26 protein-coding genes, 2 tRNA genes and 1 pseudogene are annotated in these 25700 nt (G+C 39.8%); 8 read left to right on the forward strand and 21 right to left on the reverse strand.

Features of this window, described 5'->3' with window-relative positions; translation table 11 throughout:
* Nucleotides 1-14 precede the first annotated feature (14 nt).
* The 4 genes from BMW38_RS16310 to tpiA all read right to left on the reverse strand — a co-directional run bounded on the left by BMW38_RS16310 (nucleotide 15) and on the right by tpiA (nucleotide 1409).
* Nucleotides 15-91: transfer RNA gene (locus BMW38_RS16310), tRNA-Met, on the reverse strand.
* A 40-nt stretch (nucleotides 92-131) separates the two neighbouring features.
* A tRNA-Leu gene (locus BMW38_RS16315) sits at nucleotides 132-216 on the reverse strand.
* Nucleotides 217-272: 56 nt separating this feature from the next.
* The gene (secG, locus tag BMW38_RS16320) at nucleotides 273-602 is read right to left on the reverse strand and encodes a preprotein translocase subunit SecG (RefSeq protein ID WP_092710024.1); all 330 of its coding nucleotides are present in this window, start codon (nucleotides 600-602) and stop codon (nucleotides 273-275) included.
* A 12-nt stretch (nucleotides 603-614) separates the two neighbouring features.
* Complete coding sequence (gene tpiA / locus BMW38_RS16325) at nucleotides 615-1409, reverse strand: triose-phosphate isomerase (protein WP_092710026.1); 795 nt, start codon at nucleotides 1407-1409, stop codon at nucleotides 615-617.
* 291 nt (nucleotides 1410-1700) lie between these two features.
* On the opposite strand from tpiA, the gene pilB reads away from it, so the two are divergent.
* From pilB to coaE, 4 genes are read left to right on the forward strand one after another with little or no spacing between them, the layout of a single operon-like run.
* Nucleotides 1701-3413: a type IV-A pilus assembly ATPase PilB gene (gene pilB, locus BMW38_RS16330; RefSeq protein WP_092710028.1), complete on the forward strand. Its 1713-nt coding sequence runs from the start codon at nucleotides 1701-1703 to the stop codon at nucleotides 3411-3413.
* Between the two features lie 27 nt (nucleotides 3414-3440).
* Entirely contained in the window at nucleotides 3441-4667 is a 1227-nt protein-coding gene (locus BMW38_RS16335) for a type II secretion system F family protein (RefSeq protein ID WP_092710030.1), read from the forward strand.
* Nucleotides 4667-5527 (forward strand): prepilin peptidase, encoded by an 861-nt coding sequence (locus BMW38_RS19725; RefSeq protein ID WP_092710033.1) that lies wholly within the window; start codon nucleotides 4667-4669, stop codon nucleotides 5525-5527. Before BMW38_RS16335 ends, BMW38_RS19725 begins: the two co-directional genes overlap by 1 nt.
* A 1-nt stretch (nucleotide 5528) precedes the next feature.
* On the forward strand, nucleotides 5529-6125 hold the full coding sequence (gene coaE / locus BMW38_RS16345) for a dephospho-CoA kinase (RefSeq protein ID WP_092710035.1): 597 nt from the start codon (nucleotides 5529-5531) through the stop codon (nucleotides 6123-6125).
* On the opposite strand, the gene BMW38_RS16350 is transcribed toward coaE, so the two are convergent.
* The 4 genes from BMW38_RS16350 to BMW38_RS16365 form a co-directional block, all read right to left on the reverse strand.
* Nucleotides 6122-7036, reverse strand: coding sequence for a DMT family transporter (locus BMW38_RS16350; RefSeq protein ID WP_092710038.1), 915 nt, complete (start codon nucleotides 7034-7036; stop codon nucleotides 6122-6124). The genes coaE and BMW38_RS16350 overlap by 4 nt on opposite strands.
* A 36-nt stretch (nucleotides 7037-7072) precedes the next feature.
* Complete coding sequence (rlmB, locus tag BMW38_RS16355) at nucleotides 7073-7822, reverse strand: 23S rRNA (guanosine(2251)-2'-O)-methyltransferase RlmB (protein ID WP_005037200.1); 750 nt, start codon at nucleotides 7820-7822, stop codon at nucleotides 7073-7075.
* Between the two features lie 102 nt (nucleotides 7823-7924).
* A complete protein-coding gene (locus BMW38_RS16360) occupies nucleotides 7925-8251 on the reverse strand; it encodes a pyrimidine/purine nucleoside phosphorylase (protein WP_003654567.1) in 327 nt (108 codons plus the stop codon).
* 76 nt (nucleotides 8252-8327) lie between these two features.
* Nucleotides 8328-9638, reverse strand: a complete 1311-nt coding sequence (locus tag BMW38_RS16365) for a tetratricopeptide repeat protein (RefSeq protein WP_092710040.1) — start codon at nucleotides 9636-9638, stop codon at nucleotides 8328-8330.
* A gap of 114 nt (nucleotides 9639-9752) precedes the next feature.
* Here BMW38_RS16365 and recN point away from each other — a divergent pair, with 114 nt between their 5' ends.
* The 3 genes from recN to ruvX all read left to right on the forward strand — a co-directional run bounded on the left by recN (nucleotide 9753) and on the right by ruvX (nucleotide 12540).
* Nucleotides 9753-11420 carry a DNA repair protein RecN gene (gene recN, locus BMW38_RS16370; RefSeq protein ID WP_056483137.1) on the forward strand — a complete coding sequence of 556 codons (1668 nt, stop codon included), beginning with the start codon at nucleotides 9753-9755 and terminating at the stop codon, nucleotides 11418-11420.
* Between the two features lie 125 nt (nucleotides 11421-11545).
* Nucleotides 11546-12100: a YqgE/AlgH family protein gene (locus BMW38_RS16375; protein ID WP_003654562.1), complete on the forward strand. Its 555-nt coding sequence runs from the start codon at nucleotides 11546-11548 to the stop codon at nucleotides 12098-12100.
* Nucleotides 12100-12540: a Holliday junction resolvase RuvX gene (gene ruvX / locus BMW38_RS16380; protein ID WP_002115066.1), complete on the forward strand. Its 441-nt coding sequence runs from the start codon at nucleotides 12100-12102 to the stop codon at nucleotides 12538-12540. Before BMW38_RS16375 ends, ruvX begins: the two co-directional genes overlap by 1 nt.
* A 40-nt stretch (nucleotides 12541-12580) precedes the next feature.
* On the opposite strand, the gene BMW38_RS16385 is transcribed toward ruvX, so the two are convergent.
* The 4 genes and pseudogenes from BMW38_RS16385 to BMW38_RS16400 form a co-directional block, all read right to left on the reverse strand.
* Nucleotides 12581-13582, reverse strand: a complete 1002-nt coding sequence (locus tag BMW38_RS16385; RefSeq protein ID WP_092710043.1) for an HlyD family secretion protein — start codon at nucleotides 13580-13582, stop codon at nucleotides 12581-12583.
* 39 nt (nucleotides 13583-13621) lie between these two features.
* Nucleotides 13622-13828 (reverse strand): DUF1656 domain-containing protein, encoded by a 207-nt coding sequence (locus BMW38_RS16390; protein ID WP_004640831.1) that lies wholly within the window; start codon nucleotides 13826-13828, stop codon nucleotides 13622-13624.
* Entirely contained in the window at nucleotides 13821-15920 is a 2100-nt protein-coding gene (locus tag BMW38_RS16395) for an FUSC family protein (RefSeq protein WP_092710045.1), read from the reverse strand. Before BMW38_RS16395 ends, BMW38_RS16390 begins: the two co-directional genes overlap by 8 nt.
* Nucleotides 15911-16042: pseudogene (locus BMW38_RS16400) on the reverse strand (hypothetical protein). Before BMW38_RS16400 ends, BMW38_RS16395 begins: the two are co-directional and overlap by 10 nt.
* A 367-nt stretch (nucleotides 16043-16409) precedes the next feature.
* Between BMW38_RS16400 and BMW38_RS16405 the strand changes: the two are divergent.
* Nucleotides 16410-17183 (forward strand): IclR family transcriptional regulator, encoded by a 774-nt coding sequence (locus BMW38_RS16405; RefSeq protein ID WP_092710048.1) that lies wholly within the window; start codon nucleotides 16410-16412, stop codon nucleotides 17181-17183.
* A 194-nt stretch (nucleotides 17184-17377) separates the two neighbouring features.
* Here the strand turns inward: BMW38_RS16405 and BMW38_RS16410 are convergent, their stop codons facing one another.
* The 9 genes from BMW38_RS16410 to lpxO all read right to left on the reverse strand — a co-directional run bounded on the left by BMW38_RS16410 (nucleotide 17378) and on the right by lpxO (nucleotide 25580).
* Nucleotides 17378-17989, reverse strand: a complete 612-nt coding sequence (locus BMW38_RS16410; protein ID WP_092710050.1) for an alpha-ketoglutarate-dependent dioxygenase AlkB family protein — start codon at nucleotides 17987-17989, stop codon at nucleotides 17378-17380.
* The gene (locus BMW38_RS16415; RefSeq protein WP_092710053.1) at nucleotides 17986-18840 is read right to left on the reverse strand and encodes a methylated-DNA--[protein]-cysteine S-methyltransferase; all 855 of its coding nucleotides are present in this window, start codon (nucleotides 18838-18840) and stop codon (nucleotides 17986-17988) included. The genes BMW38_RS16410 and BMW38_RS16415 overlap by 4 nt, the downstream gene beginning before the upstream one ends.
* Before the next feature lie 126 nt (nucleotides 18841-18966).
* Nucleotides 18967-19554: a CDP-diacylglycerol--glycerol-3-phosphate 3-phosphatidyltransferase gene (gene pgsA / locus BMW38_RS16420; RefSeq protein WP_004640822.1), complete on the reverse strand. Its 588-nt coding sequence runs from the start codon at nucleotides 19552-19554 to the stop codon at nucleotides 18967-18969.
* A gap of 118 nt (nucleotides 19555-19672) precedes the next feature.
* Nucleotides 19673-20467, reverse strand: coding sequence for a thioesterase family protein (locus tag BMW38_RS16425; protein WP_092710055.1), 795 nt, complete (start codon nucleotides 20465-20467; stop codon nucleotides 19673-19675).
* A gap of 118 nt (nucleotides 20468-20585) precedes the next feature.
* Nucleotides 20586-22385 (reverse strand): excinuclease ABC subunit UvrC, encoded by a 1800-nt coding sequence (gene uvrC / locus BMW38_RS16430; protein WP_092710058.1) that lies wholly within the window; start codon nucleotides 22383-22385, stop codon nucleotides 20586-20588.
* A gap of 133 nt (nucleotides 22386-22518) precedes the next feature.
* Entirely contained in the window at nucleotides 22519-23049 is a 531-nt protein-coding gene (locus BMW38_RS16435) for a CHAP domain-containing protein (protein WP_092710060.1), read from the reverse strand.
* A 189-nt stretch (nucleotides 23050-23238) separates the two neighbouring features.
* The gene (locus BMW38_RS19665; protein WP_244524355.1) at nucleotides 23239-23550 is read right to left on the reverse strand and encodes a hypothetical protein; all 312 of its coding nucleotides are present in this window, start codon (nucleotides 23548-23550) and stop codon (nucleotides 23239-23241) included.
* 29 nt (nucleotides 23551-23579) lie between these two features.
* Nucleotides 23580-24074, reverse strand: a complete 495-nt coding sequence (locus tag BMW38_RS19670; RefSeq protein ID WP_244524356.1) for a hypothetical protein — start codon at nucleotides 24072-24074, stop codon at nucleotides 23580-23582.
* Nucleotides 24075-24665: 591 nt separating this feature from the next.
* Entirely contained in the window at nucleotides 24666-25580 is a 915-nt protein-coding gene (gene lpxO, locus BMW38_RS16445) for a lipid A hydroxylase LpxO (protein WP_092710062.1), read from the reverse strand.
* Nucleotides 25581-25700 lie beyond the last annotated feature (120 nt).

Below are 25700 nucleotides of genomic sequence, written 5' to 3' on the forward strand. Positions count from 1 at the left end.
CACCTTAATCAAATTGGTAGCGGGAGCTGGATTTGAACCAACGACCTTCGGGTTATGAGCCCGACGAGCTACCAGACTGCTCCATCCCGCAACAAAAACAAACCACACGCATCAACTTTCTGGTTAAAAGCTGGTGCGGAAGGGGGGACTTGAACCCCCACGCCCGAAGGCACTACCACCTCAAGGTAGCGTGTCTACCAATTCCACCACCACCGCAGCTTGTGGGACGCATTCTAGTGCTTCCCACCACAAAAGGAAAGCCCTATTTCGAATTATTGACTGGTTTTTGGTGCAGTTGGCGAAGTTTCAGGCAATGTGCTTGGTGTTGGCGCGGTAGTTTGTACAGTTTTTAAACTATAAGCCTCTGTAGTTTGCTTTTTCGCAAAAACAGCTAGGGTTAAACTAGTCACAAAAAACAAGGCTGTTAACACAGCAGTAAGGCGAGTAAGGAAGTTAGCTGAACCCGATGCACCAAATACAGTGGCTGCTCCGCCGCCGCCAAAAGAGGCACCCGCATCCGCACCTTTACCGTGTTGCACTAGAATCAAGCCAATCATCAGTACCGCTAAAATAATATGTACGATCAGTACAAAAGAGTGCATACCCTATCCTCGTTATTTACTTTGTGCAAAGGCTTCTACGATTTGATAAAAAGATGCTGCATTTAACGAAGCACCTCCAACCAACGCGCCATTAATATCTGGACATGCTGCCAACTCGACTGCATTTTCAGCTTTTACACTACCGCCATATAAAATCGCAATATCTGGACCCGCTGAAGTAATCTGACTTAAACCTTCACGGATTTTAGCATGCATTGCCTGTGCATCTTGTGGTGAAGCAGTTTTACCTGTACCAATTGCCCAGATTGGCTCATAAGCAATTACAATTTGCTTTTGCCATTGTTCTGCGGTAACTACAGGAGCTATATCACAGATTTGTTGCAATACAACCTGCTCTGCCAAATCTTGTTCACGCTGTTCGAGACTTTCACCCACACAATAAATGACAGTTAAGCCTGCATTTAAAGAATTTTGGAGTTTTGCCTTCAAAGTTTCAACGTTATCACCTAATAAATCACGGCGTTCAGAGTGACCCACCAATACAAAATTAATTTGGCTATCTTTTAATAATTCTGCACTGACTTCACCAGTATAGGCGCCTGTACCTGCTACACGCGATACATCTTGTGCAACTGTATATACTGTTCTTGCAGCATCTTGCAATTGTGTTTGTACCATTGCAAGTGCAATAGAAACTGGAGCAACCCCGACATGGCAGCTTTCATCTGCAATTTGGTTTTGTTGCAATAGTTGTTTAAATTCTTCTATAAGTTGTTTGGCATTGGCACGCATTGGGTTCATTTTCCAGTTGCCAACTACCCAAGGCGTAATCGTCGAACCCGACATACGGCTCACCTTTCATCAAAAATGCAGCACATTCTACACGCATTTCTACAAATTTCAGATACTTTTCTTTAACGGGGTTGCTCATATCTTTTCTACTATTTGAAATCAGTAATAAAACTTTATTGAGCCCAAAGCCTTAGCTTTTAAAAATTAATGAATAAAAACTTCGACTGGTTCAAGCTTTGATAAGCGGATCAAGACGAGAGCATCATTTTCTCAGGTAGTAATTTTAGATAACAAAAGTATAATTTTTTATATACCAATTATAAACATATGAGCACAGGTAGGCAGATGTCAGTCATACATACATCTCCAAAATTTTCGGGGTTTTTTCGACGATTAGTCGAAGAAAAACATGTGTCGGCAGCGACCATGCAAACAGCATTAGATGCAGCAAAAAGAGCTAAACAGGATACTGTTGCGTACCTGATTGAAGAGGTTAATCTCTCCCCTTCTTTATTAGCTGAAACAATTTCTATTGAATTTGCTGAACCATATTTTGATCTGGACGTTTACGATACCAGCCAGATTCCTAAAGATTTGGTCGACCAGAAACTGATTTTAAAACATCGGGTCTTGCCTCTCGTACAAAGAGGACAGATTTTATATGTTGCAACCAGTAATCCCAGCAATGTTGATGCTATTGATGCTATTCGCTTCAACAGCAAGCTTATGGTTGAGCCGGTTATTGTCGAGCACCATAAACTTGAGAAAATTCTGGCGCAGCAATTTACTGAAGAAAGTAGTTTCGAATTTAGTGATGAAGAGTTTGATCTGGATGTAGATCTTGATACCTCAACCGCTCCAGAAGAGGATGATGACACTCCTCAGGGCGATGAAGCACCTATTGTTAAATATGTTAACAAGTTATTAATAGATGCGATTCGTATGGGGGCTTCAGACTTGCATTTCGAACCCTATGAGAAATCGTATCGGGTCCGTTATCGGGTCGATGGCGTTTTGCGTCAGATTGCAAACCCACCTTTACAACTGGCTAACCGTTTGGCTTCACGCTTGAAAGTTATGTCTCAAATGGACATTTCCGAAAAGCGTGTTCCTCAAGATGGTCGTATCAAACTCAAGCTATCGAAATCTAAAGCAATTGATTTTCGTGTGAACTCTCTTCCGACTTTATTTGGTGAAAAGCTAGTTCTACGTATTCTCGATCCGTCTAGTGCCATGCTAGGAATTGATGCTCTAGGATATGAAGAAGAGCAAAAAACACTCTTTATGGAAGCATTGGATAAGCCACAAGGTATGCTTTTAATTACTGGTCCTACAGGTTCTGGTAAAACAGTATCCTTATATACGGGCCTCAACATTTTAAATACTGAAAGCTCCAATATTTCTACTGCCGAAGATCCGGTCGAAATTAACCTTGAAGGTATTAATCAGGTTAACGTGAACCCTAAAGTAGGTCTTACTTTTTCGGCTGCGCTTAAATCATTTTTACGTCAGGACCCTGACATTATTATGGTCGGTGAGATTCGTGATTTAGAAACAGCTGAAATCGCGATTAAAGCTGCTCAGACGGGCCATATGGTAATGTCCACACTACATACTAACAGTGCCCCTGAAACACTTACTCGTCTACGCAATATGGGAGTTCCATCTTTTAATATTGCGACATCGGTCAATTTGGTTATTGCTCAACGTTTGGCACGTCGATTATGCCCTCAATGTAAGGTGCCTAGTGACATTCCTAAACAAAGCCTATTAGAAATGGGTTTTACCGAACAAGATCTAACACATCCCGATTTTCAAGTTTTTCAACCGGTCGGTTGTCCTGAATGTCGTGAGGGTTACAAAGGTCGAGTAGGTATTTATGAGGTAATGAAAGTCACACCTGAGATTTCCAAGATTATTATGGAAGATGGCAATGCTTTAGAAATCGCTGCTGCTTCTGAAAAATTGGGGTTTAGTAATCTGCGTCGCTCAGGTTTAAAGAAAGTCATGCAAGGTGTTACTTCTTTACAAGAAGTCAACCGCGTGACTAGTGAATAAAAGACAATTTAAAATAAGGATAATGTCATGACTGTCAAAAAGGCACAGTTGATGCCGACTTTTGCTTATGAAGGGGTTGACCGTAAAGGCGTAAAAATTAAGGGGGAACTTCCAGCTAAAAATATGGCTTTAGCTAAAGTAACCCTACGCAAACAAGGTGTAACTGTCCGTAATATTCGGGAAAAGCGTAAAAATATTCTTGAAGGTTTATTTAAGAAAAAAGTATCAACGCTCGATATCACGATTTTTACCCGACAACTTGCAACCATGATGAAAGCTGGTGTTCCACTGGTACAAGGCTTTGAAATTGTGGCGGAAGGTTTAGAAAACCCAGCGATGCGCGAGGTGGTGCTCGGTATTAAAGGTGAAGTTGAAGGTGGCGGTACTTTTGCCTCAGCTTTAAGAAAGTATCCTCAGCACTTCGACAAACTGTTTTGTTCTCTTGTAGAGTCTGGCGAACAGTCTGGTGCGCTTGAAACCATGCTGGACCGCGTGGCAATTTACAAAGAAAAAAGTGAGTTGCTTAAGCAGAAAATTAAGAAAGCTATGAAATATCCAGCGACGGTTATTGTGGTTGCTGTGGTTGTGACTATTATTTTGATGGTTAAAGTAGTTCCCGTCTTCCAAGATCTATTTTCCTCCTTTGGTGCAGAGTTGCCTGCTTTTACACAAATGGTCGTAAATATGTCGAAATGGATGCAGGAATACTGGTTCATTCTGATTTTTGTGATTGGGACAATCATTGCCGCATTTCTGGAAGCTAAAAAGCGCAGTAAAAAATTTCGTGATGGTTTAGACAAACTTGCCCTAAAACTACCTATTTTTGGTGATCTGGTTTATAAGGCGATTATTGCCCGTTACAGCCGTACTTTAGCAACAACTTTTGCAGCTGGTGTTCCTCTCATTGATGCGCTTGAATCAACGGCTGGTGCAACCAATAATATTATTTATGAACAAGCTGTAATGAAAATTCGTGAAGATGTTGCTACAGGTCAACAACTCCAATTTGCGATGCGCATTTCAAATCGTTTTCCATCTATGGCTATACAAATGGTCGCAATTGGTGAAGAATCTGGTGCACTAGACAGCATGCTCGATAAAGTTGCGACGTACTATGAAAATGAAGTTGATAATGCCGTTGATGGCTTAACTTCAATGATGGAACCTTTAATTATGGCAATTTTAGGGGTACTTGTAGGCGGTCTGGTGATTGCTATGTATCTTCCAATTTTCCAAATGGGCTCAGTCGTGTAATGCAAGAAATTATTGCTTATTTTATTCAAAACTTAACTGCACTTTATATTGCGGTTGCATTATTGAGTCTGTGTATTGGTAGCTTTTTGAATGTGGTGATTTATCGCACCCCCAAAATGATGGAACAAGATTGGCACCAAGAATGTCAAATGCTACTCGATCCTGAACAACCAATCATTGACCATGAAAAGCTAACATTAAGTAAGCCCGCTTCATCATGCCCCCAATGTCATCAGCCCATTCGCTGGTATCAAAATATTCCTGTCATAAGTTGGCTACTTTTAAAAGGTAAATGTGGGCATTGTGAGCATGCAATTAGCATGCGCTACCCAGCCATAGAACTACTCACCATGCTATGTTCACTGGTGGTCATCATGGTATTTGGCCCAACCATACAAATGCTGTTTGGACTAGTCCTGACTTGGGTTTTAATTGCTTTAACATTTATTGATTTTGATACTCAGCTGCTACCTGACCGTTTTACCTTACCTTTGGCCGCACTGGGTTTAGGCATTAATACCTTTAGCATCTACACCACACCCACCTCAGCCATTTGGGGTTACTTAATTGGTTTTTTATGCCTGTGGATTGTGTATTACCTATTTAAAGTAATTACCGGCAAAGAAGGCATGGGCTACGGCGACTTTAAGTTGCTTGCGGCATTAGGTGCATGGATGGGGCCATTGATGCTGCCATTAATTGTGCTATTGTCATCTTTACTAGGTGCAATTATTGGCATCATTTTACTAAAATTACGCAATGACAATCAGCCCTTTGCCTTTGGGCCGTATATTGCCATTGCTGGCTGGGTTGCCTTTTTATGGGGTGACCAGATTATGAAAATCTATTTGGGAGGTTAAAATGGCTTTTATTCTGGGAGTCACAGGTGGAATTGGTAGCGGGAAATCTGCTGCAACACAATGGTTTGAATCCCAAGGAATACAAGTCATCGATGCCGACATCGTTGCTCGCGAAGTGGTTGAAAAAGGCCAACCTGCCCTTCAAAAAATTCAACAAACTTTTGGAGATTGGGTACTTCAACCTGATGGAAGCCTAGATCGTCGTGCCCTACGCGAGCACATTTTTCAGAATCCACAAGCACGCCATACACTTGAGCAAATCACTCATCCTGCAATCCGCCAATCTATTATTCAGCAGTTGCAAAACCCAAAAAGTCCTTATGTGATTTTAGTTTCACCACTACTTTTTGAAACCAACCAGCATGAATTGGTTAACCACACGTTATTAGTTGATGCTAGTGAACAAACTCAAATTCAGCGTGCAAGCCAACGCGATGGGCAAAACCAAGAACAAATTCAGAAAATTATTGCAGCGCAAATGCCACGTGAGCGTAAACGCGAACTTGCCAATGACATTGTGTTTAATGATGGATTACTCGAACATTTACATCAACAATTAGAGCCTTTACATCAAAGTTATTTGAAACGTACAGACTAATCTGGCTCATTTTGCTGTTTAATTTTTTGTGCCAAGCTATCTGGTCGAAACCATCGCCAAGGTTGTAAGGCACCTACTCCCATTCCAACTAAACCTACGACAATAGATGGGCTTAACGCCTCCCCTAACAGAGGTACGGCCAATATGGCTGCAATAAAAGGTGCCAAAGTCACAATGCTTCCAGTTTTAAAAGCACCAAGTCGCTGAATGGCTGCCACATAAGTCAAAGTTGCAATAATAACGACAAACACACCATGGAAAATGCCTTGTATGGCTAAATGAACAGGACTGGCTTCCATGAAATGCTTAGGCAAAAATAAAACATAGATGGGCAAATAAATAATTGCAGACCAAATCGCAACACTTGCCATTGAGTGCCATGCAGACAGTTTCCACTGTTTAAGTAACACAGTGAAAATACCCCACCAAATCGCACTAATAAAAAGTAGCAGATCACCTATTCCAAAAGCAGAAGCATTACCTTGCAGCATCAAAACACTCATGAGACCTAAAGCAGTGATCATGATTGCCAGACTAGCCCATGTATGTTTATCAAATGGTTGTCTAAATAAAATATATGCTGCGAACGCAGTACAAATTGGGATACAGCCATTTAAGAAAATTGCAGCGTGAGCGGCGGGAGCATAGAGAAAAGCGGTATAGACGGTAAGACAATAAATGACCCCACCAATCAAGGCCAAAATAACCGCATGCTTACTCCATAAAAAAGCCAGATCTTTTTTATAGATCAGAATAGGCATTAAAATTAAGAAGGCTATAGCGAAGCGCAGTGCGGCAATATCCCAAGCACTGATGTGCCACTGTGCATTTAAACGGGCAAAAAGCGTAAACCCGCCCCAAATGCACATGGTCACCAATACAAAGAAATAACCTTGCTTACGGGGAGACATATCAAGATGACTTAAAAACTAAAAAAGGCAGCTAAATTATACCTCAGAACGCTGGCGGCAAGCCTCATAAAGAGCCATACCAGTCGCTACACTGACATTTAGACTTTGTAGATTTCCTGACATAGGAATATAAACTTTATGATCACACTGTGCCTGTGTAATAGGACGCAAACCGGTATCTTCGGCTCCCATCACAATCACAACTGGGCCAGAAAAATCGCATTTTTGAAGTGGTAATGCACTTTCATCAAGCATGGTGCCAATCACACGCACATGAGTTGTTTCTTTGAGATGAGCCAATGTACGAGCTAAATTTGTGACTTGAATGAATTTAACTTTCTCGGCTCCACCTGCTGCAACTTTACGAGCAGTTGGCGTTAAACTTGCCGCACGATCACGAGGCACGATGACCGCTTGCACGCCCATCGCAGCGGCAGTACGAATACAAGCCCCTAAGTTATGTGGGTCTGTCACCTGATCCAATGCCAACAACAAGGCATCTGGAGTTTCACTTAAGATTTGATCAAGATCTTGCTCATTTAAGACAGGATGCGGACGTACTGCTGCAACTACGCCTTGATGAAATGGTAGACCTGCAAGTTTTTCAAGACTATCACGGCTTGCTTTTTGTACACTAATTCCAAAAGGCTCTGCCAATTGCAAAATCTTTTGCAAACGCTGATCATCTCGTCCTTTTAAAGTAAACAGAGTTAGCACACGCTCCGGCTCAAGTTCTAGCAATGACTCCACTGAATGAACGCCATAATAATATTCCTGTTTTGCCATGCATGACCTCTAACAACGTTTGAGCAAAAAAATAAAAATCCTGCAAAGCCAACTTCACAGGATTTCTTTGGGCATAGTGTACCCGATTTGAACAGGAATTTCTTAGCCTTCTAAATGGCACACATAATCGAGGACTTCATCAGTTTCGATTTTGAAAACGCTATTTCCAGGCACGTAAAATGATTGGCCTGCACGAAACAATTCACTTTCATTACTGTCCGCAATTGTTACGCGACATTCACCTGAAATAATTTCCATACGCTCAGGGACATGCGTTTCAAAAGTTAAGGCTTGCTCAGTCGGCAAAATAACACCTAGTGTTTTTTTCGTTCCATCTTCAAATTGCACGGTATGGCTGATACATGCTCCACCAAAATAAACGTTAGATTTTTTGATGACCGTTACATGATCAAATTGGTTTGTACTCATGCACATTCTCCAGATAATGCCATATTTATATAAATTATGATGAATGTAGTTTAATTGTGCCTAAATAACTAATCAATCAGTTTTCATACGGATAGACTTGTAATTTCCACTGCTCGGCCTGAATTTTTTTGGCAAAAGCATGAGGTAAATTAATCTCAATATTTCGACTATTCGACACAATTGCATCATATCTGCAAACTTCGACCTGATTTTCATCTAGGAGTACCCAACACACTCTTTGCGCTGTTGGATGGGCAACTGCTGTAGCAACCACCGGTGAACCGTCATTCATTCCTACATGAAAATTTTCACTGTCATTTTGCATTAACACCAGATCATAAGCTGGAAAATCAATAGCATCTGAATCGAATTGCTGGCTATCGTGTATAAGCACACTCTGTTTTAAAGTCGGCCAAATACAATAACGCAAATAATGCTGATCCATCACCCGATTATCCAGATAACGTCCGGTGGCAACATAATCTCTGATATGTGCTTCAATATTATGAAAAATCCCCGTACATCCGCCCCACATTCCAGCCAGAATTAGTTCGGTATGGGAATAGTTGTCTCGCATTAAATGAAACCACTTCTCACTCTTGAGCCACGCATCTACAGCCGCCTTTTCACGGTACGACACAATCGAGTCGGCATCACGTATAAGAAAACGCTTAATTGTTGGATCATCCATCACAAAAAAACGCCAGAACAGCCCTGATAGTTGTTTTTGGGAGTCCGTCACTTGTACCACTTGCGCACCTTTTTCTTTTAAGCGCTGTTGCACAAGCACTGGAACGGTATCATCGACATAAAATCGGCACGTCCACTCTGGATAAACTTGTTTGGCTAACTCAGTATTTAAAATAGAAGTTTCACAATAACGAGGATTTGCTCCAAACAATGAAAAGGCAATAATATTTTCTTGAGGGTTTGAACTAAACTCTGGGGGCGCATGATTGGGAATAGGCAAAACAGGTTCGTTCTTAGCCAATTCTTTTTTAGTTGTAATTGCCAAGCGTCCAAATTTTATTGTTTCTTCTTTTTTATTTAAATGATGACAAACTTCTGTTAATCCATCATATAAATTTGTATTTACAGCGGAACCACTTACCTGAATCGCTTGCAAATAGTGTTGATAGGCATCGCTATAACGGCGTAAGCGTAGCTCGGTATATGCCAAATCGGATAATGCTCCCGGATGCTTGGGAACTAAATTAACAGCTTGTTTAACATGTTGATAAGCTTTGGCATAATCTCCTTGTGCGGCTGCCTGTTTAAATGCATTAAAATGTTGATTTAAAATTTTATTCATTTCCGCAGGATTGTTTTTTTTATGACGGTTGATCATCCCTATTGGTGGTTTCGGTAAGCTTAATGTTTTTTTCATTGTAAATATCCGCAATCTTGCTGTTCTATAATTTCAGTTAGAATAATAGATCACTTGTAGCAAATTCAAAACTTCTCTATCTTTAACCCATAATTTGGCGCGTTGGATGCGTTTATGCTCACACATTTAACTTTAATTAATTTTGCATTAGCTGATCATTTAGCTATTGATATAGAACAAGGATTTAATGTTCTAACAGGCGAAACAGGTGCCGGAAAATCATTATTACTGGATGCACTTTCTGCCTGTCTAGGGGAACGTACCGATACGAATTATGTCCGTTATGGTTCAGACAAAGCGGATATCACCGCTGTTTTTACCTATCAAAATAATAGCCCTGAAGAAAAATGGCTACAAGAACACGAGCTAGATGATGATTCTGGGGAAATTCATTTACGCCGTGTTATTTTTGCAACTGGACGTAGTAAAGCATGGGTCAATGGCCGCCCTAGCAGTTTATCTGAACTCAAAGAATTGGGCCGTTTGCTCGTTCAACTCTATAGTCAACACAGCCAGCAGCAGCTTCTTGAGCCACCATATCCAAAGCATTGGCTAGATCGTTATAACAATTTTTATGTTGAAGCGAATGATGTACGTGAAGCCTATAGTATGTGGCAACGCACGATTCGTTTGCATCAAGCTGCCTTAGATGCACAAGCAACACGTTTGCAGCGTATTGGTACTTTAGAGCATCAAATCGAGGAACTCGAAGACGTCATTCAAACCGACTATAAAGAAATTGAGCAAGAATTTGATCGTCTTAGTCATCATGAACATATCATGCAAGACTGTAGCTATAGCTTAAATGTTTTAGATGAAGCTGAACAGAATATTACTCAAGAAATGTCTTCGATTATTCGCCGTCTAGAATCTCATGCCGGGCGTAGTGATCAACTTTCTGAGATTTATAACTCTTTGCTCAATGCTCAAAGTGAAATAGATGATGCAACGGCAAACTTGCGTCAATTTATTGATCGTCAGAGCTTTGATCCAGAGCGAATGGAAGAACTCAACTCTAAACTTGAGGTTTTTCATCGTCTGGCACGCAAATACCGGACTCAACCGGAAACCCTTAAAGAAGAATATGAAGCTTGGCAACGTGAGCTTGAGCAATTGCATCAACTTGAAGACCCAGAAACACTGGCAGAGCAAGTTGAAAAGTCGCATGAGGAGTTTTTAGAAAAAGCTCAGCATTTAGACAATATACGTCGTGAAGCTGCCGCTCCGCTTGCTAAACAATTAACTGAACAAGTGAAACCTTTAGCGTTACCAGAAGCACACTTCGAGTTTAAGTTCGAACCATTAGAACAACCAGGTGCAGAGGGTTTAAGCTTTATTCAACTTTTATTTACGGCCAATAAGGGTATTCCTCCACAACCATTGGCACGAGTGGCCTCAGGTGGTGAGCTTTCTCGTATTGCACTCGTGATGCAAGTCATGAATGCTGAAAAAACCGAATCCGAAGTGTTGGTGTTTGATGAAATTGATGTCGGGATTAGTGGTGGCACCGCAGAAGTTGTTGGACGTTTACTTGCCGACTTAGCGCAACATGTCCAGCTCTTATGTATTACTCACCAAGCACAAGTTGCTGCACAATCTGATCAACATTTATTAGTGAAAAAACAACAAACTGACCCAGCCAGCAGTACAATTATAGAACTTGATGAAAATCAAATCATTTTTGAGTTAGCTCGCATGTCAGGTGGTGTTGAAATTAATGAAACAACCTTGCAGCACGCAAAACAATTACGCCAACTTAAATTTCAGGCTTCTTCAAATTAATAAAGAAAATGAGAGAAAAAGATTGGCGAAATCCGATTAACTCTTGTATGTTGATAAAAAGAACCTATATAGATAAAAGGGTCGAGAGGCCCTCTAGTGACATTTTTTGAGGGAGAACCGCTTAGGTGACCAAACAATATCTGACTCACCGTTGTCTGATTGCCCCGCCAGAAATGGCAGATGACTTTTTTGCAAACACTGTAATTTATCTTGCACGTCATGATGAGGAAGGTGCTCAAGGCATTATTATTAATCGTCCTTCCGGTATTCAAATTAAAGAATTACTCAACGATCTCGACATTGAAGCTGACAATGTAAATCCACATGCGGTTTTACAAGGTGGTCCTTTACGTCCTGAAGCTGGATTCGTTCTACATACTGGGCAACCAACATGGCATTCATCTATTGCTGTAGGTGAAAATGTTTGTATTACGACCAGTAAAGATATTCTCGATGCGATTGCTCATAACGAAGGTGTAGGTCGATACCAAATTGCATTGGGCTATGCGAGCTGGAGCAAAAATCAGTTAGAAGACGAAATTACGCGTGGTGACTGGCTCATTTGTGATGCCGATATGGATCTGATTTTCAACCTGCCTTATGACGATCGTTGGGATGCAGCTTATAAAAAAATTGGTGTAGATCGTGCGTGGCTAGCATCTGAAATCGGACACGCTTAATGACCGAAACACAATCAAAATCGATTATGGCTTTTGACTTTGGCACTCAAAAAATGGGAATGGCGATTGGCCAGTCTTCAATTGAAAGTGCCAACCCTCTCCCTCTATTTGTCATGAAAGATGGTATCCCGAATTGGGATCAACTCTTAAAAATCGTGAAAGAATGGCAACCCGATTTATTTTTGGTTGGCCTTCCCCTAAATATGGACGATAGCGAGTCAGAACTCTCTACACGTGCTCGCAAATTTGCGAGACGTTTACGTCATCAAACCAACATAGAAACGTTGATGGTAGATGAGCGTTTAACGACACGTGAAGCAAGAGAAGAGTTAGGTTTTTACCAAGAACAAGGTCGAGCAAAAAAGCTATCAGCAGATAGTTTTGCAGCTGCACTACTCATTCAGAGTTGGTATCGAAATCCAGTCGGTTTAACACCCTAAGATTTTAAAAAAGAAGGAAGGCTAAAGCCTTCCTTCTTTTTTACTTCTCAACAATATGTACGGTAGCAGTTCGTCCCGAGACAAAAGCAAGCTGATTCTTCGGTGTTTCATCTAACATGATCTTCACGGGTACACGCTGTGCTAAACGAACCCAGCTAAAGGTTGGGTTTACATTGGCAAGAAGCTTAGAGCTACTTGAACGCTCACGATCTTCAATTCCCGATGCAATACCTTGTACATGGCCTTTAATTTTTTGGTTATCACCCATTAACTGTACAGTGGCCTGATCACCGACATGAATACGATTTAATTTGGTCTCTTCAAAGTATCCCACAACATAAAGTTGTTTACGGTCAAGTAATGCAGCAACCGCTTGGCCTACTTGAACATAGTTACCTGGGCTCATATCAAAGTTAGATAAAGTACCATCCGCTGGTGCAACCACTGCGGCACGATGCATATTAAGCTCAGCCAAATGTAAACTGCTCGTTGCTGCCTCAATCAAAGCCTGCTGTTGCTTAACAGTTGCTTCTGCTTGCTCAATTGCTGCTTGTAGTTGCTCATGCTCTGCATGCGATTGATCACGTGTTGCAAAAACCTGATCTTGTTCTTGTTTTGAAATCGCTCCATCCATTAAGTTTGAATAGCGGCTCGCATTTTTTTCAGCTAAACGAATATTGGTATCTGATTTAATCAGATTTGCTTTTGCTTGAGCTAAGCCTGCTTGTGATTGAGCAAATGCTGCTTTCGCTTTCGCTAAATCAGATTTTGCTTGCTCTACATCTAAAGCTCGACGAGACACATCAATTTTAAAGAGTACCTGCCCCTTCTTCACACTCTGGTTATCTTGAACCAAAACTTCTGTGACAAGACCCGCTACATCCGAAGATACTTGAATAACGTCACCACGAACTCGACCATCTCGTGTCCACGGCGCTGCATTATAGTAGTTCCACAAATGCACAATGGTATAGACCGCAACCATTAATGCGACAATCAAAATTACTGGACGGATGACTTTTTTCAAATCCACCTGATTCATTTCACTCACCTAACTCAATCTTTAATTTCGCAATCATCTCTATGCACCAACCCCAACAAAAATTTGATGTATCACCAAGAGCAATAAAAGGTAAAAACACAAATTAAAAATACTAGGTAATGCAATCCAGCCTTGTGCAATCCACTTGTTGGTTAAAACACTTAATCCACGGAAACATATATATGCCAAAAGGGCTTGAACGAGCAAAGAAGGCACGTAAATGCCATAAACATTAAACTCACCCATTTGCTGTGGCTCCTCTAAAGGTGCTGTTTTCACTCATTTGATCTGATGAAACATGACACATGCTATAAGCAATATTGTTAAGTGAAATGAGTAATCTTTGTCGCATAGTCATATCGTCAACATTTGAAGCAAACTGTTTTAATTCAAATAAATCTCGATGGATTTTTTCCACTAAAGCCGCAGTATTGTCTGCATCATTTTCTTTAGCTCTAAACAGTTCATCCAGATTTTGTTGCAGATTTCCGATGTGATGAGCCAGTTCTGAATTTTGAGGGAACTGATTCGCCAGTTCTTGTAATCTACTTAAATCGACAATACTGCTCGACTCAATCAATGCTTGATGAATTGAGGTTTTAATCTCGCTAGATTGCACCATTTTGCTGTTTAGAATCCCAATTCGGTCTAGCATGCTGCGTAGGTGAACTTTAAAATCAAGACCATATGGCAAATAAATCGCCTGTCTCATTGCACGATAATGCAAGGCCAAAATACGGCTGGCACTGGTGTCTGGAGACATTGCACGAACCACGTCAATGACAACTAAAGACACTAAGACACCCAAGATCATGGCAAAAGAACCATCAAGATAAGACACTGCATCCATGCTATAAGCATTATGTAGATTTAGGCCCATCATGGTATTAATACCCAAGACCATACCTACTGGCATAAGCATTTGGTTGGCCATCATAGACACAGCAAACAGGAACATAGGTAATAAAACCAGTCCAAGTTCCCAGAATGTGGTGACATGAGGAAAAATACCAAATGCATAAACGAAGACTAAAACTGCTGAAGCGATACTGCCCCAGATAAAAATACGCAAAACCGGAACTGGGTTATCTAAGGCTGTTAAAATACAGGCAGTCACTGCACCCATTTGCGCCATCATAAATCCAGCTTTCCACCCCGAAACAATCCAGCCCCCAGTCACAATAAATGTAATAAGGACTGCACTAATACCACCTCGGATAGCCACACCATGATCACGGTGTAAACTTGGATATTTAGTGGTCATTGGGGTAATGTTGTCAGGGATTTCTTTATTCCCTTGTTGAATTCGCTGCCACAAGACTTTAACTGCCAAAACATTGCTAATGAAATGACGTACATCCATTTTCATGGCTGCAACTAAAACTTGCTGATGTGTAGAAGCCGATTCCATCAAACTTGCAAAATCACATTCAAACTCATCAGGTAACTGCAAAATATTTTCATCAATAATTAGATCTTTTTGCTCTAAAAACTGTACAACATGAGCCGAAAGCTGTTGCAGTTTTTCTGCATGAGTCTCGATGAATCTAAGTTCTTGAAGCTGCTTAATACGCTCAGACAAAGCGACCAGATTAGCAACTACCATTGAGATTTGATGAAGCATTTCTTGCAAAGGTTTGGTCATGCCATGCAACTCACCCTTCTCATAACTCAAATGTACTGCCAAAGCATGAATATCTGTGGTGTCGCGAGTAATGGTCGCTAAAAGTTGAGTATTGTTTTGCTGCGGGTCAGCAATTAATAAATTGGCAAACAGATTCTCTGTATCTTTAAGCGTTTTGATGACGCGTTGCTTAATCGCAGAACCAATGTGCATTGGAAGAATAGTGGCAGAAACCACAGCGCTTGAAATCACCCCAATCGAAATCTCTATGACCCGAGCTAAAGCAATATCAAAAATATTGTATTGATCAATATACGTAATCGCATTGAAGACAATCATGGCTGTCGAATAACCCGCCAGCATAAAAGCATAACTGCGTGGAGTCCGATCGAGTAAAGACACATAAAGTGCAAAACCTACCCACAACGACAACACCACGGTAAACAACCAAGGTGTATTAATTAGATGTGGCGTTAGCGTTAAGGCAATCACAGCCCCACCAATCGTCCCTACCACACGGTAGACGCACTTAGAGGACACCATTCCTGAATAAGGATTGGCAATAATCAGGACCGTACCAATCGACCACATCGGGTTAATCAGATCTAATTCAAATGAAACAAATAACGCCAGCATTCCGGCAATAAATGTTTTTATTGCAAAGATCAGATCAAGCCTACTCGGGCGAAACGCCAGTATTTGCTTTAATAACATGAACTCATCTCAAATACAGATTTGAACTGATGAGCATGCCCTTCAATGTTAAATTGCCTTTCTAGAGACAACAAAACTGTGCCATTTGCCTAAAAGCAAATGAGATGAGGAGCATCCTTCAATACAATGATTTTTCCACATCCTGCCTGATTGGCCCAGATGATTTCAATTTGGACGTTATTTAAACGGCCAAACTTTGGAAAGAAGAGGCATCAAGAAATTCGCCTAGAATCGACCAATTTCTCGATTAGATATTTTGTTTGGCAATTTTTTCAAAATAAAGCTATTTAGTCAACTAAAATATCTCTATTTGATAATTTGATATATTTTTTGATAATCATATATGATGTATAAGCCAAGAGAAGTTTTCTCTTTGTCAGAGTAAAATACTCAAATCAGGCATTTATTTTAGAATTGAGACAAATTTTCTTTTTTTCTGTTATAAGAACTCAAACATGACTCTTTGTTAAAGGATACGAACAAGACGCTATGGCAATTTCAAGTTTTGGCAAAATTTTAACCGTACTGGACCTATTTTCAGTTTCGCGTCCAATCATTAATGTCGATATTATTTGCGAAGAGCTTGGCTTGTCTAAACCAACCAGTTACCGTTACCTGAAAGAACTGGTGTCTACCGATCTATTAAAACGCATTAATGGAACGTCTGGCGATTATACCTTAGGCTCAAAAATTGCAGTTCTTGATTATATTTCCCGAACCACTGATCCGTTAGTTCAAATCAGCACACCATTTATGCGAAACATTGTGGAGCGTACCGAACTGTGCTGCTTGCTCACCTATTTAAACGATGACTATTGCATTGACATTCACCATGAAATATTCAAAGACACCGAATTACTCTCATATGGCCGAGGCTGCCCAAGACCTATTTACGTAGGGTCATCTCCCAAAACAATGGTTTCACATTTAAGCAAACAACGGATGCAAGACTACTATCATCGTTACCAGCAAGAATTAAAACAATCAGGTTTTGCTGAAGATGAATCAAGCTTTATTCAGCGTATGCGTAAAATTAAAAAACAAGGATTCTATTTCTCACAAGGTGAGATTGACCCGAATGTTTCTGGCCTTGCCGTTCCAGTTCGTTTTTCAAACAAAGAGGTACCTTTAGCTTTAACTTTAGTTGCTTCTAAAAATCGTTTTGATTTTTTAAATGTTGAAAAGCTCACTGAAATTTTGCAAGAAAATGCAGCACTTATTGAACAACGTTTTATGGAGTTATCTGAAAAAGGTGAAATTTAAAACCCGACTTTATGATAATTTAACCTTTTCTTACATTTTAATGCATTGAATATCTCACAATATTCTCATATTATGATTTTAGCTCTTATTGATGATTCTTTTCATCAGCAGCTCATCAATAGAAGCATCCCCCTCAGAGGAATAAGCTCATGTTGCCATCATGGGCTTTTTTCTTGTCCAATTTTTAATGAAAATCATGAAAACTGAAACTGCCTAAAAGTAAGATTAATACGCGGCTGTAAAATCTTTGTTGAGCGATTTAAACGATGTTGCCAATGTTGTTGCGTTTCACCACGCATCACGATGAGTTGGCCTGGCTGTAGCCACAATTCAACTTTTTCTTTACTTTGAATGTGTCTAAAAGAAAATTTACGGGTAGCTCCAAAACTTAAAGATGCAATCGTTGTGGTCTTTGCTAAAGAAACATCCGAATCACTATGCCAAGCCATACCTTGTGTTCCATCTTCATAAAGGTTTGCTAAGCAGGAATTAAATGTTTCTGAAAGCCGCTGTTCTACAAATTTTTTTAGTTTGGCAAGCGCTCGATCCCAAGGTAAAGAATCACGAATGATACCTGAATATTTATATTGATAATAATTATCTCCATACCATGCCACTTTTCGGGGAGTGATAAAGTGCTTGCCATACAACTTAGCCTCGTCATGTTTCCACGCGAGATGTTGGTAAAAATAGTGAAAATATTGTTCAGCTTCTTCTGAGCTTAAAATACAACCATAGTCCTGAACTTCACCATCATAAGGTAATAAATTTTCACAAGGCTCTGGAGCAAATAAATCCAAGGTCATGCGGTCTCTCCATGTTGCTTTGACATCTCCCAAGCTAACAATGCCAATTTACGCCCCTTTTGCCAATGATATTCTCCGACCATGCCCGTTGCACGAATCACCCGATGGCAAGGAATTAAATATGCAATCGGATTTTGCCCAATCGCTGTAGCAACGGCTCTAGCGGCTTTAGGTTTGCCAATTTGCTCTGCAATATCTTGATAAGTCCGCAATTGACCTTCTGGAATGGTCAGTAGCGCTTCCCAGACTTGCAATTGAAATGGAGTTCCAGCCAAATTAAGCGGAAGCTTGTGCTGCAAGTGTTCTGAGAAATCTTGTTCAAACCACTGTGCAATTTGTTGATGCCAAATCGGTGCCTGATTTTTTAATTGGGCTTTAGGGAACTGCTGTTTAATTATTTCTTCGATATTCTCACGAGTATTGATAAAGCGAACAGAACATATTCCCTTTTCGCTGCTTATAACCAACAACTCACCAAATGGGCTTGCCTCAATCGAATAATTAAGTGTAACCCCTTCACCTTGCAGTTTATATTCACCAGGCGTCATGCCTTCAAGCTGGATAAACAGATCATGTAAACGACCAGTACCAGACAAACCCGTGTTTAAAGCAGTGTCTAATAAGCTGCGTTGCTGCATCAGATAGTATTTAGCCTGCTGCAAACTCATATATTGAACGAATTTTTTCGGGCTAATACCCACCCATTCTTGAAACTGGCGTTGAATATAACCTGAACTTAAATTCATATGGCTCGCAACATCGTCCAGACTGGGTTGCTGGTCCAGATGTTCATATAAATATTCAATTACAGTGGCAATTACAGCAAATTGCCGAGAAGAAAGCATTTGCATGTGTCACCTCCTTAGCACTTATATCTTACATTAAAGTACCTAAAGCTCGGTGACGACCCGATTCTTGCACTAACCGAAAATAAAAAAGCCTTTCATTATAGAAAGGCTTAATCATTCAATCTGAAATTAAGGTTGCTTTAAATAAGGCCAAGCGGCTCTTAGGTAAATAAACATTGACCATAAAGTAAGAATCACAGCGGTATATAACAAGGCATATGCCAGCATTTCTAAGGGCTGCCAATTAAGTAAAAACACACTGATAGCAATCATCTGAAAAGCTGTTTTATATTTGCCTACTGTCGATACAGCTACACTCGTTCTTGCGCCAAGTTCTGCCATCCACTCACGTAAAGCAGAAACTGTAATCTCTCTTGAAATAATGACAATTGCAGCAAAAGCCATTGATATGGTGGGATTCCACTGCACCAAAACAATCAGTGCTGCTGCCACCATAAGCTTATCTGCAACTGGATCTAAAAAACGGCCAAATGCTGAAGTCTGGTTTAAAGTTCGTGCCAAATAGCCATCAAACCAATCGGTAATAGCAGCAAACACAAAAATTGCAGTCAAGATAATATGACGACTCATACTTCCTTCTTGCTCACCAATACCCATTGCAGGCGGCCAATACGCAATCACCAAAAATACAGGAATAAGCGCGATACGCGCCAAAGTTAGGATATTTGGGATATTCAGGATTCGCCCTGTGGTCATAAACACCGCCAATTTAGTCTTCAAGCATCTTGTAACAGACAAAAATACATTCTTCAATATTGTATCTATCTGTAACAGCCACTTTATACGAAATATATGAATCGAGGAAGTAGACTGCTTAGGTAAATACCGTAACAGTTTGCCGTAAAATTGCAATTAAATGATCATTTTGATCCCATAAATGCGCATATTCTGTGGAATAACCTTCACCAGCATATTCAGTTACCACTTTATATTTAAACCAGTCACATAGTTGATGCTGGATCGGATGCACATAGGTGATGTGCCAAGTTAAAGAACTTGCAGGAGCAACTTGTTTAAACATCGGCAATACACCGGGTGGCCAAATATCCATCAGAACAATTAAATCTGGCAAAGTCATTTGACGATTTTCATGCTTTTCTGGAGAAAATCTTGACCATCCTCCAAAGTCAGCATACTGACTTCCTGTAACAGGATGATGACCCTCTGCCCAGCATACATCAAAATGTTGATAGCATTCTGGCATTTGTCTAGCAAAAGGAAGAGGTTGTAAGTCTTCCGGTTGCGCATAAACTGGAACTATAGGTTCTTGTCGTACTTCAATATTCGAAGTACGAGGCACACCAAAGCTTGCAACCAAAATAGTTTGTACTGCGCCATCTTGCCATAAACGAGTTTCAAGCGTAGTGACCGACTTTCCTTCCCTTAAAATTTCAATAGTCAATTGGGCAGGTCCCTGCTGTACAGGGCCCACAAAAGTAATGCTACAACTTAATAATCTTTTATTTAGGTCGTGAATATTTGAACATGCTTTTTGCATCAACAACCCTGCAACAAAACCACCAAAAACCGTGCGGCCTTGTAACCATCCTTCAGGTATTTCAATCCATTCCTTTTCTTTTATTTCTTTAAATAATTGCAGCAATGACATTCCTTTCCCTAAAACGAAAGTTTTATTAGGAAATATCTTTCATCATTTTGATTGGAATGTGAATGGTCAATCATTTAGTAATTGGCGAATTATTTTGTCACTCACATTATTCGCATGATTATTCATGGAGAATTTTATAAATCGTTCTGGCCATCATCTCACCAAAACCAGGCACAAGTGTGAGGTCTTTTTCCGAGGCTTTCAAAACACCTTGAATCCCACCAAAATGAGTCAATAAATCTCGACGGCGTTTCGGTCCCAACCCCGGAATTGCTTCTAAAACCGATGTACTACGACGTTTATCACGTTTAGCTCGGTGTTTAGTAATTGCGAAGCGATGGGCTTCATCACGCACCTGTTGAATCAAGTGCAATGCTTTATTGTCTTCTGGTAATTGAATTTTCGTGCCATCAGTAAAGTGTAGGGTTTCAAGCCCAGGTTTACGCCCCTCACCTTTCGATACCCCCACCATAAAAGCATCGAGCCCAAGTTCTTGCATGACGTCCATCGCCATGTGAAGTTGACCTTTACCGCCATCAATCAACAACAGATCAGGCAATATGGCTTTTTTATAACGTCGTGTTAAGGCTTGGCGCATGGCAGCGTAATCATCGCCACCGGTAATATCTTGAATGGCAAATTGGCGGTAATCACGCTTACGAGCACCACCTTGGTCAAATACCACACATGATGCAATTGGAGCTTCACCCATGGTGTGACTAATATCAAAGCATTCAATACGATCGACTGGTCTTCCAATCACTTGTTCTAACTGATGAAAACGTTCATTGAGTTCTAAATGATTACTCAGCTGTCCCTTAATGGCATGTTGAACATTCATTTCAGCAAGCTCTAGCCACTCCGCACGAGTTTCTCGCACACTACTCTTAATTTGGACCTTCTTACCAAACTGCTGTGCCAATGCTTCTTCTAACTCTTTACGATCAGGTAATGCAATATTCACAATGAGTTCATTTGGAACTTCATCTGCAACCTGAAAGTAAAAGTTAGCCATAAAGTCACTGAGCATTTGACCAAGGTCATCGCCTAGCATGTCGGGAAAATAGCTTTTACCTCCCAACATTCGTCCATTGCGTACATACATAATTTGCACGCAAGTCACGCCAGCCTGATATGCAATTGCCAGAATATCCGCCTCACCTTTAACCTTAAAAACAGCCTGTTGTGCTTGTACTTCACGAAGCAAAGACAATCGGTCGCGGTAAAAAACAGCTTTTTCAAATTCAAGTTCAGCCGCAGCTTGCTCCATTTTAGCAATGAGCTCTTGATTTAACTCTTTGGTGTCGCCTTGCAAAAAACGAATACTGTTATTAACGTCTTCTTTATAATCTTCGGGTGAAATCAGACCTACACAAGGTGCAGAGCAACGCTTGATCTGATATTGCAAACATGGGCGCTTGCGCTGTGAGAAGTAGCTATTTTCACACTGACGAACATTAAAAAGCTTTTGTAAAACCAGTAAAGTATCGCGAGCGCTATAGGCGCTTGGATAAGGTCCAAAGAACTTACCAATTTGATGCTTCCCTTTGCCACGACCGCTAGCAAGCCGAGGATAGGGCTTATCTGACGAAACAAAAATATAGACATATGACTTGTCATCCCGCAGCATGATGTTATAAGGCGGACGATGTTGTTTAATTAGGTTTTGTTCTAAAAGTAATGCTTCGGTTTCTGAACGAGTCACCAAAGTTTCAATATTATAAATTCGTGCAACCAAAGCCTGAGTTTTAGGATGCTCAATCGTTTTAACAAAGTAACTCGATACCCGATTTTTTAGGTTTTTTGCTTTGCCGACATATAACAATTCGCCCTCTTTCCCTAACATTTTATAAACGCCTGGAAGTTGGGTCATGTGGGCTAAAATTTTTTCAATGTGGGGACGAACGTTTTGATTCACTATTGGCAGACATGGCTTAATACTGAATAGCTAATGTGATGTTTTCACCCCTACTTTTCAAGTGCTTTACTGTGCCAGAAGCCAAATTTGAAAAGAGATTTTGATAGGCCCCGACAGACTATGTCGTATTCGCTTAAGAATCGAGACGATAGTAGCTATATTTCACATCTTTTTCTTTATAGACCGCATAGGTTTTTTGGCGAAAATCCGAGAACCAGCCATTGCCTGTATATCCCGCAATGTGACCATATGTGTGGCCACTTGTCCGCTCAATAATATAGATATCACCTTCTTGGGGACGGTTAAAAGCAGGTTTAATTTTCTTATAGCCATTCTTCTCAAGCGTATGCCCCCAATCAGAGGCAGCTACTGGATGTTTAGACACATCGGCTCCTGCGGCTTGTAAAGCAATACGAATATTTTTGGCACACTTTTCTTTGCTATGCTGTGCCGACATGCTTTCAAGCTTACTTGAAAACTTATGCAAATTAATATTTTGATCTTCAGATGGCTGTCTTTTAGCATCAGATTTTTTATGTTTTTCAGTCATCGAAGCTGCTTTACGTAACATCACTTTCGTTTTTAAATCGCTTTGAGAACTATCTTCTTTTCTCACTTTGATATGATGAATATGTGCATGAACTGCGTGATGAGCATGAGCCATTTTAAAAACCTACTTCCGCTAACCAGTCTTCGAAAAAACCGCGCCATTGTAGAATCAAAATTGCTTATTGGCTTTTAATAGTTGTAACAATTTCCTAGCACTGTGAAGTGAGTCACAAAATTCATTAAATACTATACAGCATAAAAAAACGCTCTTTCGGGCTTAATAAATAAAACTATTTATCTATAATTACTGGGTTAAAGATTCACCTTTCCAAGTCTTAATCATAGCATCCGCAGCATTTTCAGTGACAAAGTCACAATATTTACCGGCATAAGGTGGAACATACTCGTCCACACCAGACTTATGGTGGTACTGCCCAGAATATTCGGTATCATTTATTGTAAATTTCATTGCTAATAATAACTCATCGCGCGACCAGTTAATACCTTGCCATGTTCCCATTGCAGGCGCAGTAGCATTTGAACCAACATATAAAGGAGCAGTACCGTTACTAGAGAACTCAATATAATCTTTGTTGCTGTAGGTTTTATTAATCATCCAACAGGTTGAACCCTTAGGAAAATTAGCTACATTTTGCTGTAATAATGCATTGTAATAATCTTCAAAAACCCCTGCTGACTAAGTGGCAATGATTCATAAATCCACTGACCTAAATATTTAGTCACTGGTTGACCTGAAATATCAATTTTAACTAAATCTTGATTTAAAAATAAATTATCACCTTTCACTAAGTTGGCTGGCTGATAGTTTAAAGCTGTATCAGAAAACTGGACTTGAGAACCTAACAAATACCATGTGCCATCAGTTGTTTTAATCGGATCTAAGGTCACTCCCTGATTAGTGAAATAATGCTGACTAAGTTCATAACCTAATGGATGATTATCAGGATAGCTTATATAAATCTTATTATCCTGAATCTTATAATTTTTCTTCTCAATCATTGGATTTCCAGCGATCTGACTCGCAGAAAAACCAACAAGTCTCTCACCTTGTTCCTCTGTCTCATCATTACATGCCGAAAGGCTTAATATACATAAACATGAAAGTATTAACTTTTTCATTATGTTCCTAAATTATTAATATAATGTAATCTTTATTATCAATAATTTGCTCTTTTTGGCAATGTAAAAATTAAATAATTCAGATGAGAGGTACTATAGTTTTATTAAGAATAATTCTATAAAACTTAATATCAAACCAACCAAAACTATATAATTAGAGAAGATATCTCACTGCTATTATCGACTAATTAACAATGCTTTTGAATAGAATAAAATGAAACTATGATGGATAATAAAATTATGAAAAAAACTCATACAATATTGGTATCATCTTGTTTATTATATTTATTCTATCCGCACATTACTCATCAAAATTAAAAATATCCTATCATAACATGGGAAAGAATCAACCAACCTCGACGCATTCAACTCCATTGAACGAGCGTGGAAGTATTAAATATATCACAAGCAGACAAAATCAAGATTCAAAGATTCTTATGATTATGCCTCCAGTCATATTCATACTCAGCATTATCTTTCTATACAAAGGAGGAATACCATTTAATAAGAGGGAGGGGTTGGATAAAAAATAAAATCCCCCATAAAAAATTTATCATCCACAAACAAAAAACGCCCTTTCGGGCGCTTTAATTAAAATACATATGGTCGAACAAAAATTAGGAAGAAAATCCCAAGCATCAGGAACCATTTTAAAAAGTAATATAACTTACGGTTTTTAGCTTTTAATGCTTTGGCTTTAATACGAATTTGGTAGACATAACCAAACGCTTTATTTAAGCCCCCTGTTTGGTCACCTGTTTCATTCGGTGAACTTGCCGCGGTCATCACACTACGACCGAACCAATGGTTGAAACGTTCCATCCATTTCACTTTCATTGGACGTTCAACATCTGCAAAGAAAATGATACGGTTTTGATCGGTCTTATTTTCAGCATAATGAATATACGTTTCATCAAAGACGACACTTTGACCATCACGCCAAGAGTATCTTTCACCATCGACATCAATAAAACAACGGTCATCATTTGGTGTAATTAAACCCAAATGATAACGCAATGAACCTGCATATGGGTCACGGTGTCTTACCAAACGGCTATCGGGTGCAAGCTCAGTAAACATTGCGGCTTTAATCGTTGGCAATGTTTTAAGAAGAGCTGTGGTTTTTGGACAAAGCTCAGCAGCAGATGGATGACTTGATTCGTACCATTTTAAATAAAAACGTTTCCAGCCTGTTTTAAAGAACGAGTTAAAACCTAAGTCGTTATAAGTACTCGATGCTTTAATCCCACCTTGATCATATAAAGCTTTTGCTTCATCGCGAATCATTTCCCAATTTTCATCCAACACTTTTAAATCTTTAAAATGCTGGGTGTCGATATAAGGTTGATTCGGCACCTTTGAAAAGATGTACATTAAAAAGTTAATCGGTGCGAGCAAAGTTGAATGGTCAAAAAATTGACGATAAAACGAATGCTTTACTTTCCCACGATGCTGAATATACAACGCTGAAATGATAAAAATCGCTAATATGATCCACTTAATCATATAGTTACCCGCATTTAAGTACCTTTAAAGATACTTTGAAGAAATTTGAAATTGGCAGGAATAATAACAAACTCTAGAAGAAAATTCAGACATAGATCGGCAAGTATTATTTTTAATAAG

Origin of the sequence: Acinetobacter sp. yr461, assembly GCF_900110445.1 — a bacterium.
Taxonomy (GTDB): domain Bacteria; phylum Pseudomonadota; class Gammaproteobacteria; order Pseudomonadales; family Moraxellaceae; genus Acinetobacter; species Acinetobacter calcoaceticus.

Coding starts and splice junctions, on each gene's coding strand:
- secG (WP_092710024.1), bottom strand. CDS start 602: ATGCACTCTTTTGTACTGATCGTACATATTATTTTAGCGGTACTGATG.
- tpiA (WP_092710026.1), bottom strand. CDS start 1,409: ATGTCGGGTTCGACGATTACGCCTTGGGTAGTTGGCAACTGGAAAATG.
- pilB (WP_092710028.1), top strand. CDS start 1,701: ATGTCAGTCATACATACATCTCCAAAATTTTCGGGGTTTTTTCGACGA.
- BMW38_RS16335 (WP_092710030.1), top strand. CDS start 3,441: ATGACTGTCAAAAAGGCACAGTTGATGCCGACTTTTGCTTATGAAGGG.
- BMW38_RS19725 (WP_092710033.1), top strand. CDS start 4,667: ATGCAAGAAATTATTGCTTATTTTATTCAAAACTTAACTGCACTTTAT.
- coaE (WP_092710035.1), top strand. CDS start 5,529: ATGGCTTTTATTCTGGGAGTCACAGGTGGAATTGGTAGCGGGAAATCT.
- BMW38_RS16350 (WP_092710038.1), bottom strand. CDS start 7,036: ATGTCTCCCCGTAAGCAAGGTTATTTCTTTGTATTGGTGACCATGTGC.
- rlmB (WP_005037200.1), bottom strand. CDS start 7,822: ATGGCAAAACAGGAATATTATTATGGCGTTCATTCAGTGGAGTCATTG.
- BMW38_RS16360 (WP_003654567.1), bottom strand. CDS start 8,251: ATGAGTACAAACCAATTTGATCATGTAACGGTCATCAAAAAATCTAAC.
- BMW38_RS16365 (WP_092710040.1), bottom strand. CDS start 9,638: ATGAAAAAAACATTAAGCTTACCGAAACCACCAATAGGGATGATCAAC.
- recN (WP_056483137.1), top strand. CDS start 9,753: ATGCTCACACATTTAACTTTAATTAATTTTGCATTAGCTGATCATTTA.
- ruvX (WP_002115066.1), top strand. CDS start 12,100: ATGACCGAAACACAATCAAAATCGATTATGGCTTTTGACTTTGGCACT.
- BMW38_RS16385 (WP_092710043.1), bottom strand. CDS start 13,582: ATGAATCAGGTGGATTTGAAAAAAGTCATCCGTCCAGTAATTTTGATT.
- BMW38_RS16390 (WP_004640831.1), bottom strand. CDS start 13,828: ATGGGTGAGTTTAATGTTTATGGCATTTACGTGCCTTCTTTGCTCGTT.
- BMW38_RS16395 (WP_092710045.1), bottom strand. CDS start 15,920: ATGTTATTAAAGCAAATACTGGCGTTTCGCCCGAGTAGGCTTGATCTG.
- BMW38_RS16405 (WP_092710048.1), top strand. CDS start 16,410: ATGGCAATTTCAAGTTTTGGCAAAATTTTAACCGTACTGGACCTATTT.
- BMW38_RS16410 (WP_092710050.1), bottom strand. CDS start 17,989: ATGACCTTGGATTTATTTGCTCCAGAGCCTTGTGAAAATTTATTACCT.
- BMW38_RS16415 (WP_092710053.1), bottom strand. CDS start 18,840: ATGCAAATGCTTTCTTCTCGGCAATTTGCTGTAATTGCCACTGTAATT.
- pgsA (WP_004640822.1), bottom strand. CDS start 19,554: ATGACCACAGGGCGAATCCTGAATATCCCAAATATCCTAACTTTGGCG.
- BMW38_RS16425 (WP_092710055.1), bottom strand. CDS start 20,467: ATGTCATTGCTGCAATTATTTAAAGAAATAAAAGAAAAGGAATGGATT.
- BMW38_RS16435 (WP_092710060.1), bottom strand. CDS start 23,049: ATGGCTCATGCTCATCACGCAGTTCATGCACATATTCATCATATCAAA.
- BMW38_RS19665 (WP_244524355.1), bottom strand. CDS start 23,550: ATGATTAATAAAACCTACAGCAACAAAGATTATATTGAGTTCTCTAGT.
- BMW38_RS19670 (WP_244524356.1), bottom strand. CDS start 24,074: ATGAAAAAGTTAATACTTTCATGTTTATGTATATTAAGCCTTTCGGCA.
- lpxO (WP_092710062.1), bottom strand. CDS start 25,580: ATGATTAAGTGGATCATATTAGCGATTTTTATCATTTCAGCGTTGTAT.